This is a genomic window from uncultured Thiodictyon sp., assembly GCF_903828115.1.
Lineage (GTDB): Bacteria > Pseudomonadota > Gammaproteobacteria > Chromatiales > Chromatiaceae > Thiodictyon.
Window position 1 is genome coordinate 1 of record NZ_CAIKKU010000084.1, and the last position, 6683, is coordinate 6683.

The following is a 6683-nucleotide window of genomic DNA, read 5'->3' on the forward strand; positions in this document are numbered from 1 at the left end:
CGCCCGGAGAACACTCCTATGTCTCACATACCCCAGATCAAGATCCCCGCCACCTACATGCGCGGCGGCACCAGTAAAGGCGTGTTCTTCCGCCTGCAGGACCTACCCGCAAGCGCGCAGGTGCCGGGCGCGGTGCGCGATGCGCTATTGCTGCGGGTCATCGGCAGCCCCGACCCCTACGGTAAACAGATCGACGGCATGGGCGGGGCGACCTCCAGCACCAGCAAGACGGTCATCCTGTCCAAGAGCGGCAGGCTCGATCACGACTGCGATTACCTGTTCGGCCAGGTGTCCATCGACAAGGCCTTTGTCGACTGGAGCGGCAACTGCGGCAATCTCTCCGCCGCGGTCGGCTCTTTCGCCATTAGCGCCGGGCTGGTGGATGCCGCGCGCATCCCGCACAACGGCGTGGCGGTCGTGCGCATCTGGCAAGCGAACATCGGCAAGACCATCATCGCGCATGTCCCCATCACCGATGGCGCGGTGCAGGAAACGGGTGACTTCGAGCTCGACGGCGTGACCTTTCCTGCCGCGGAGGTTCAGCTCGAATTCATGGACCCGGCGGCCGAGGAAGAGGGCGCGGGGGGTGCGATGTTCCCCACCGGCAACCTGGTGGACAGGCTCGAGGTCCCCGGGGTCGGTACGCTCACGGTCACCATGATCAATGCGGGCATCCCGACCATCTTCGTGAATGCGGATGCTATCGGTTATACGGGCACCGAGTTGCAGGACGCCATCAACGGCGATGCCAAGGCCCTGGCCATGTTCGAGACCATTCGCGCCTACGGTGCGGTACGCATGGGGCTCATCAAGCACATCGATGAGGCTGCCAAACGCCAGCACACCCCCAAGGTCGCCTTTGTCGCCAAGCCGGCGGCCTACGTTTCATCGAGCGGTAAACAGGTCGCGGTCGCCGACATCGACGTGCTCGTGCGCGCCCTCTCCATGGGTAAGCTGCATCACGCCATGATGGGCACGGCCGCGGTGGCCATCGGCACCGCGGCGGCGATACCGGGCACGCTGGTGAACCTCGCCGCCGGCGGGGGTGCGCGCACCGCGGTGCGCTTCGGCCATCCCTCGGGGACCTTGCGGGTCGGCGCTGAGGCCAACCAGGTCAACGGCGAATGGGTCGTGACCAAGGCCATCATGAGCCGCAGTGCCCGCGTGTTGATGGAGGGATGGGTGCGCGTGCCTGGGGATGCGTTCTAGGCAACGACGAGGACTGATCGATGACCGTCGATGAGGATAACCTGCTGGGGCGCATGGTCGAGGTGATCGTCCGGGAAGTCGACCCGGATGCGGTTATCCTGTTCGGCTCCCGCGCGCGAGGTGAGGCCGGGCCTGACTCGGACGTGGATCTTTTGGTCATCGATAAGGGGGATTTTTCTATGCAGCGCAGCCGGCGTTTGGTAGCCGGCTGGCTGTATCGTAAGTTGGCGGGCTTCGGGGTTGCAAAGGACCTGGTGCTCTACAGCAAAGACGAGGTTAGCCGCTTCGCGGGTAGCCCGAATCACCTGGTGGCCCGCGCCTTGAGGGAAGGGAGATGGCTCTATAGGAACGGTTCAAGAACAAGCGCTACAGGTTGTACGCCAAAGTCGGGTTACGCTAACCCGACCTACGGGTGTACCGGTCGTTCTTGAGCTCGTTACTTAGCCCCGAAGGGGCGCGACATACCAGCCCAGGGCAACGCCCTGGGTGGTCTGTTGTGAAGGATCTTAGCCCTGAAAGGGCGTGACAATTGCCGGGTGTCATCCCCACTGTCGAAACCATGCCCTCGCACGGCCGCTGCGTGACCGGGGCCGGTTCCATAAGCCGGTTGCATTGACAATCTTTGTGATCTTTGTGTCTCTGTGTGAGAACTGCTCTTTCTAGGTTCAGCGCATCGGCTTCGTCAATGGCGCGGGCCGGGCCCGTCTCTTTAGTCTGCCCGTTCGGGTGAGGGGGCAGTCGCTACGGCGACTGTCTCATCGTCGCGGTACTCCGCGTAATCCCGGTCCTCGACGATCACATGGTTGAAGAACCAGCGTTTGAACGCCTGCAGTGTCTCCGGATTCAGGCCGGGGGCGCCGTCCTGCTCCAGGGCGCGGCGCAGGTCCGTGAACTCGGCGAGTTGCAGTGCGTGCTCGCAGCGGTGCGCGTCGTAGCCGGGCAGGCGGACCTCCCGTAAGAAGGCCTCTTCGGCGCCGATATGCCGACGGGTGCATTCGATCAGGGCGTCCAGGACCGCGAGCACCTCGCGTCCGGCGGTGGCCGGGTCCTGGGTGAGCGCGCGTCGATTCACATCCACAATCCGGTTGAGCATCCCCGTGATCTCCCGGTGGTCGGCGTCGACCCAGGTGACACCGGTCTGCCACTTGGTGAGCCAGGTGAGGAAAGCGGCCATCGGGTGTACCTGAGGGTTTAGGGTGGGCAGGGCTGCGCGCTCCGGCGGGTGGTCCCAGGGTCCGCCCGGCTGATATAGCTTAGCCGACCAGAGGCCCGACCACCCAATCTGGCTTGCATTCGTTCCCACTGTGACCCCAGAAAATGCAGTTTAGCCGCAAATGAACGCAAGTCGACGCGAATAATCAGAGACTTGGCCTTTGCTGCATGTTCACCGACCGGATCATGCCCGCGACGATGCTAACCAGCAGACTTATTTGCGCTTATTTGCGTTCATTTGCGGCCAAATACTCTTTTTTGGTTGCCCGGAATGCCCCCCAGCCGGTGCCGAACTGTAGTCCGCGCTGCTGTCGGTGGACTGCGCTGCGCTTGTCCACCCTACGGTGCCGCGCGTTCGCCGGCCGCCAGTGTGCGAGACCGGGGGTTGCAAACAGTCGCGTCCGGGGTGTCTGAGCGGGGCCAATTCGCGTTAGCATGGGCAGGTTTCGGGATGGACGGACGCCGTCGACCCGGGACAGCGTTCCGGGGGACGCCCGCGCCCTCAGGCGGCTTGGCGGACGCCACACCGGGACCTTCCGTCACCTGCCGGATCTGCGGTCGGGGGACGCGGCCGATCACCCGTCGGGGTGACGATCAAACAGTCATCTGCGGTCCCGTCGGCCCGGCCTGGTCCGGGGCGCACCGCGCACGAGAGGAGCGGCAAAGTCCATGGCGCGTCTGTTTCGCATCAGCGGTTTCCTGTCCTTTATCGGGATGATGTTCCTCAATGCATTCGTGGACTTGGGCCACAAGATCGTCATCCAGAACACGCTCTTCAAGACCTACGACGGTGAGGCCCAGATCCTCTTCACCGCCATCGTCAATGCCCTGATCCTGCTGCCCTTCGTCCTGCTCTTCTCGCCCGCGGGCTATCTGGCGGACCGCTTTCCCAAGCCGCGGGTGATGCGGGTTTCCGCCTGGGCGGCGGTAGCGATCACGCTCGGGATCACGGCCTGCTATTACCTGGGGCTCTTCTGGCCGGCCTTTTGGCTGACCTTCGTGCTGGCGCTCCAATCCGCCATCTACTCGCCGGCCAAGTACGGCTATATCAAGGAGTTGGTCGGCAAGGAGTCATTGGCGGCGGCCAACGGCTGGGTCCAGGCGACCACCACGACCGCGATCCTGGGCGGGATCTTCGTGTTTTCGGTGCTGTTCGAGGGCCACCTGGCAGGGCTGGCCTACAGCACCCCCAATGATGTCATGCACCTGGTCGCCCCGCTCGGCTGGCTGCTGGTGCTGGGCTCCCTGATCGAGGCGGGACTGTCCTACCGGTTGCCCCTGACGGAACCCGGGGCGCCGCTGCCCTTCGACTGGGGCCGGTACGCCCGCGGGCGCTACCTGCACGACAATCTCAAGGCCGCCTGGGACAATCGGGTGATCTGGCTCTCGATCATCGGGCTCGGGGTCTTCTGGTCCATCTCCCAGGTCATCCTGGCGGTCTTCCCGGCCTTTGCCAAGGAAACGCTGGGGGAGACCAACGTGGTGGTGGTCCAGGGCCTGCTGGCCTGCTCCGGGATCGGCATCATCATCGGCTCCATCGTCGCCGGGCGGGTCTCGCGCGACCACATCGAGACCGCCCTGATCCCGGTGGGGGCCATCGGGATCAGCGTGGCCCTGTTCCTGCTCCCGGAGTTGCATTCGACTCTGGCCCACGGGATCAATTTTCTCTTGATCGGTGTCCTGGGCGGTCTCTTCCTGGTGCCGCTCAATGCCCTGATCCAGTTCAACGCCGGGGAGCAGGGCCTGGGCCGGGTGCTGGCCGCCAGCAATTTCGTTCAGAACCTCTGGATGCTGGCCTTCCTGGGGCTGGTCGTGGGCGCCGCCTACGCCCAGGTGAGCGGGTTCGCCCTGATGATCGCGCTGGCCCTGGTGGCCCTGGCGGGGGCGCTCTATACGGTCTATCAGCTCCCGCAGTCGCTGGTGCGCTTCGTCATCCTGCGTCTCATGGCCACCCGCTTCCGGCTGCGGGTCATCGGGCTCGACCGGCTGCCGGCCCAGGGTGGGGTGCTGTTGCTCGGCAATCACATCAGTTGGGTGGACTGGGCCATGGTGCAGATGGCCTGCCCGCGCCCGGTGCGCTTCGTCATGGAGCGCGAGATCTATGAGCGCTGGTACCTGAGGTGGTTCCTGGACTTCTTCGGGGTGGTGCCGATCTCGCGCGGCAGCAGCCGCCACGCCATCGCCAGCGTCGCCGAACTGATCGAACAGGGGGAGCTGGTGTGCATCTTCCCGGAGGGGACCATCAGCAAGAACGGCCAGCTCTCCGAGTTCAAGCGCGGCTATGAGCTGTCGGCGCGTCAGGTCGCGCCGGGGACCGCGGCCGTCATCGTGCCCTTTTACCTGCGCGGGCTCTGGGGCAGCCGTTTCTCCTATGCCAGCGCCAAGCTGCGGGAGAATCGCGAGGAGGGGCAGGTACGCGACGTGGTGGTCGCCTTCGGTGCCCCCCTGCAGTTGGCGGCGGGCGCGGAACAGGTCAAACAGTCCGTCTTCGAACTGTCGGTGACGTCCTGGGAGGACTATGTGCTGCGCCTGCCGACCCTGCCGGTGGCCTGGCTGCACAACGCCAAACGCGCGCCCGGCCGGGTGTCGGTGATCGAGTCGAGCGGGACCACACTCACCAACCGGCGGCTCATCGCCGCCGTCCTGCTGTTCACCGGGCGGGTCCGGCGGCTGGCCCCGGAACCGGCGCTCGGCATCCTGCTGCCGGCCAGCGGCGCCTGCGCCATCGCCAACCTGGCCGGGCTCATGGCCGGCAAGCAAGTGGTGAACCTCAACTACACCGCCAGCCCCGAGGCGCTGCGCGCCGCCATTGCCGCCGCCGGCATCCGCCATGTGCTCACCGCGGACCTGTTCCTGAAACGGCTCGCGGCGCGCGGTATCGATCTGGGCGCGGCCTTCGGGGAGGTCACCCTGCACCCCATGGAGGACCTGCGCGCCGGCATCGGCAGGCTCGCGTCGCTGTGGGCGCTGCTCCTGGCCGCGGCGCTCCCGGCGCGGGCCCTGCTCACGCTGTTTGCGAGCCGCAGCCGCGCGCAGGACACCGCCGCCATCCTCTTTTCCAGCGGCAGCGAGGGGGCGCCCAAGGGCGTGGAGCTGACCCATCGCAACATCATGGCCAACCTGCGGCAGATCTCGGACATGCTCAACACCGAGGCCGCCGACGTGATGATGGCCAACCTGCCGCCCTTCCACGCCTTCGGACTCACCGTGACCACCTTCCTGCCGCTGGTGGAGGGCATCCCGATCGTGTGTCACCCGGACCCCACGGACGCCTTCGGCACCGCCAAGGCCATCGCCCGCTACCGCGCTACGGTGCTGTGCAGCACCTCGACCTTCCTGGGACTCTATACCAGGAACCGCAAGGTCCATCCGCTGATGCTCGAGTCGCTGCGGGTGGTGGTGGCCGGGGCCGAGCGGCTGGCGCAGGACGTGCGCGAGGCCTTCGTGCTCAAGTTCCAGCGGCCTATTTTCGAGGGCTACGGGGCGACCGAGACCACCCCGGTGGCGAGTGTGAATGTGCCGGACACCCTGGATCTCGACAACTGGAAGGTCCAGCTCGGCTCGCGCCCCGGCACCGTCGGTATGCCGCTGCCGGGTACCAGCTTTCGGGTGGTGGACCCGCTGACGCTCGCGACCCTGGCCCCCGGTACCGATGGGTTGATCCTGATCGGCGGCGTGCAGGTCATGAAGGGGTACCTCAAGGCCCCGGACAAGACCGCCGCCGCGGTCACCGAACTGGACGGCCGGCGCTGGTACAAGACCGGCGACAAGGGGCATTTGGATGAGGACGGCTTCCTCACCATCGTCGACCGCTACTCGCGCTTCGCCAAGGTCGGTGGTGAGATGATCAGCCTGGGGGCGGTGGAGGAGCAGGTGCGCCGTGTCCTGGGTCAGTCGGACCTGGACCTGGCGGCCGTCAACCTGCCCGACGAGAAGAAGGGCGAGCGCATCCTGCTGCTGGCGGCGGCGGATCTGGATCTGGACGCGTTGCGCCGCGCCCTGCTCGCGGCGGGGGTGAACCCCTTGAGTATCCCGTCTGAGGTGCGCCGCGTGGATGCCATCCCCAAGCTCGGCAGCGGCAAGACCGATTTCGGCGGGGCGCGGCGCCTGGCGTCGGCGGCCTGACCCTCAGTAATGAGTGAAACACAATCCTTGTCGTTGTCGTTGTCGTTGTCGTAATCGTAATCGGAGAAGCGATGCACTTTGGAGTGCGAGAGAGTCCGGGGCGCTACGATAATCTCGACAACGACAACGACAACGAC

At 65.8% G+C, this 6683-nt stretch carries 4 protein-coding genes; 3 read left to right on the forward strand and 1 reads right to left on the reverse strand.

What is annotated here, in order from left to right; all coding sequences use genetic code 11:
• The first annotated feature begins 18 nt into the window (after positions 1–18).
• Complete coding sequence (gene prpF / locus QZY48_RS03025) at positions 19–1209, forward strand: 2-methylaconitate cis-trans isomerase PrpF (RefSeq protein WP_295427529.1); 1191 nt, start codon at positions 19–21, stop codon at positions 1207–1209.
• A 20-nt stretch (positions 1210–1229) separates the two neighbouring features.
• The gene (locus tag QZY48_RS03030; RefSeq protein ID WP_295427531.1) at positions 1230–1640 is read left to right on the forward strand and encodes a nucleotidyltransferase domain-containing protein; all 411 of its coding nucleotides are present in this window, start codon (positions 1230–1232) and stop codon (positions 1638–1640) included.
• A gap of 278 nt (positions 1641–1918) precedes the next feature.
• Here QZY48_RS03030 and QZY48_RS03035 read toward each other — a convergent pair whose 3' ends face one another.
• Positions 1919–2383 carry a hemerythrin domain-containing protein gene (locus tag QZY48_RS03035; RefSeq protein WP_295427534.1) on the reverse strand — a complete coding sequence of 155 codons (465 nt, stop codon included), beginning with the start codon at positions 2381–2383 and terminating at the stop codon, positions 1919–1921.
• A 707-nt stretch (positions 2384–3090) separates the two neighbouring features.
• Between QZY48_RS03035 and QZY48_RS03040 the strand changes: the two genes are divergently transcribed.
• A complete protein-coding gene (locus tag QZY48_RS03040) occupies positions 3091–6546 on the forward strand; it encodes an acyl-[ACP]--phospholipid O-acyltransferase (protein ID WP_295427537.1) in 3456 nt (1151 codons plus the stop codon).
• The last annotated feature ends 137 nt before the right edge of the window (positions 6547–6683 follow it).